The following is a 2,813-nucleotide window of genomic DNA, read 5'->3' on the forward strand; positions in this document are numbered from 1 at the left end:
CGACGCCGTAGTCCGCCCGCAGCACCAGCGCGGAACCGACGTCGACGATCGACTCGATCGCGCGGTGCACGTCGTAGGCGCGTAATCTGTTCTCCGGCACAACGTTTCGCGCCAACCGCGGGTCCGGCGTCTCCCACTCGTCCAAACTGCCCTGGAAGTACGACAGGTACTGCTTGGCCAGCGCCACCGCGTGGCTTTCGTCGCGGGCGACGAGGCCGACCACGCCGTTGCGGCGCTGCACGGCGATCGGCCCGATCGCCTCCGGTGGGTAAACGCCCAGCCCGCCGCCCTCGATCATCGCCGGCCCACCCATGCCGATGTTGGCGTCCGGAGTCGCGATGATGACGTCGCAGACACCGGCCAGAGCGGCGTTACCGGCGAAGCACCGGCCGGAGACGACGGACACCAGCGGCACCCGGCCACGCAGACCGGCGAGCATGCGGAAGGTCGGGACGTCCAGGCCGGCGGCGCCACCGGCGTCGGTGTCGCCCGGGCGGCCCCCACCGCCCTCGGCGAAGAGCACCACCGAGCACCGCTCGCGGGCCGCCAGGTCGAAGACTCGGTCGGTTTTGGCGTGGTTGCGCATGCCCTGCGTGCCCGCCAGCACCGTGTAGTCGTACGACACGACCACGGCACGGGAGGCGTCCCGCCCGAACCGCTCAGCGCCGATCGTCGCGACACCCGCGACCAGCCCGTCGGCCGGGGTGTTGGCGATCAGGTCGTCTTCGCTGCGGCGGCTGCGCTGGGCCGCGATCGCCAACGCGCCGTACTCGACGAAGCTTCCGGGGTCGACGAGGTCGTCGATGTTCTCCCGCGCGGTGCGACGGCCCCGCTCGTGCCGCTTCGCGACGGCGGCCGGGCGGCCCTGGTCGAGGGTGAGCAGGTGGCGGTGCGCCACCTCGTCGAGGTCCGCGCGCGGGCGGTCGAGATCCGCTGAGGCGGTTGCCGATTCATCATGACCGCCGGTCTGCGCGGGGGTGAAGACGAGCAGCGGGTCACCGGTGCCGACGACCTGCCCGGCGGCCACCAGGTTACGTGCGGTGCGCAACGCCTCGGGCGCGGTGAGGACGTGCTGCATCTTCATCGCCTCGAGCACCACCAGCTGCCCGCCGGCCGGGCAGTCGAGGCCTTCGGGCACCACCTCCACCACGGTGCCCGCGAGTTGCGCCCGCAGCACGCGTTCACCCGGGTAGAGATCGACCGTCGCGGCGGGCGGATCGTGCCGCTGCGAGAGCGCCGCCGTCGCGAGCTCCGGGAGTGTGTCTTCGAGGAAACCCGTGGTGACCCAACCGGCTTCGAGCCGCGCGTCGGCCAGCAGCGCGCGCAGCATTGCGATGTTGGTGGCAACGCCCTCGATCTCGAACTCGGTCAGCGCGGTGCGCGCCTTGCGCAGGGCCGCCGGCCACGACGGCTGCCGCACGTGGGTGATCACCTTGGCCAGTAACGAGTCGTAGCGGGGGCTGATCGCCAGACCCGCCTTGCCGTAGGTGTCGACGCGCACGCCGGGGCCGGCCGGCGGGGCGAACGCCGTGATGGTGCCCGCGGCGGGCGCCACCGTGAAGTCGGGGCGCAGGGTTTCCGCGTTGACCCTGGCCTGCACGGCGATGCCGCGCTGCGCGGCCGGCTCGCCCAGGACCTCGGTGCCGTCGGAGGCGATGCCGGCGGGCAAGCCGAGCCGGTAGTAGGAGGTGCCCTTGGCGATCGCCAGCTGGACGGCGACCAGGTCGAAGCCGGTGGTCTCCTCGGTGACCGTGTGCTCGACCTGGATGCGCGGATTGACTTCGAGGAACACGAATGCGTCGCCCGTGACCAGGAATTCGACCGTGGCGAGGCCGTGCAGACCCACCCGCGCACACAGCCGGGCCGCCGCTTGATGCAGCGCGCGCCGCACGTCATCCGAGAGGCCTTGTGCCGGGGCGATTTCGACCAGCTTCTGATAGCGGCGCTGCACGCTGCAATCGCGGTCACCCAGCGCCAGCGCGTGGGTCTGATGGCCGGCAGGGGCCGCCACGATCTGCACCTCGATGTGCCGCGCGTCGTCGAGCAGCGCCTCGGCGAACAGCGCCGAGTCCCCGAAGCCCGTCTCGGCCTCCGCGGCGCACAGGCGGTAGGCGTCGTCGACCTCGCCGACGTCGTCGACCCGGCGCATTCCCCGGCCGCCTCCTCCGGCGAGCGCCTTGATCATGATGGCGCCGGGCCGGGCGACGAGGAACTCCTTGATGTCGGCGACACTGCTGGGCCCGTCCGTGGCGGGCAGCGTGGGGACGCCGGCCGCGGCCGCGGCCCGGCGCGCGGTGGTCTTGTTGCCGAAGACGTCGAGCACCCGCGCGTCCGGTCCGACGAACGTGTGGCCCGCGGCGGCGCAGGCCGATGCGAATCTTGCGTTCTCGCTGAGGAATCCGTAACCGGGATGGATGAAGTCGGCGCGGCAGGACGTGGCGGCGCCGAGGACCGCGCTGTGGTCCAGGTATGCGCCGGGGCCGGCCAGCCCGATCGCCTCGTCGGCCGCGTGCACGTGCGGGCTCGCCGCGTCGTCCTCGGCGTAGACGGCCACCGTGTGCATCCCGAGTTCAGTCGCGGTCCGGATGATCCGCAGCGCAATCTCGCCGCGGTTGGCGACCAGCACGGTGGGGCTCATCGCAGCGGCTCGCCCCAGCGCACCTGCGCGCGCAGCGCCGCCTTGAGCACCTTGCCGCCGGCGTTGCGCGGCAGTGCGGCGTCGGCCAGGCAAACATATTGCGGCACTTTGTAATCGGCGAGCTGTCCGCGGCAGTGTTCGAGCACCGCGGGCACGTCGATCGGCGCGCCGCCGC

The 2,813-nt window shown here is 72.3% G+C and carries 1 protein-coding gene and 1 pseudogene; both read right to left on the minus strand.

The annotated features are described in order from the left end of the window. On the minus strand, nt 1–2,638 hold a 2,638-nt coding region (locus A5714_RS01845; RefSeq protein WP_068282162.1), incomplete at its 3' end, for a biotin carboxylase N-terminal domain-containing protein. Next, nucleotides 2,635–2,813: pseudogene (locus tag A5714_RS25800) on the minus strand (long-chain fatty acid--CoA ligase); the annotation flags it as partial. The pseudogene A5714_RS25800 and the gene A5714_RS01845, both read right to left, overlap by 4 nt.

This window comes from Mycobacterium sp. E2462, from assembly GCF_001672685.1.
In the GTDB taxonomy this organism is placed as follows: Bacteria; Actinomycetota; Actinomycetes; order Mycobacteriales; family Mycobacteriaceae; genus Mycobacterium.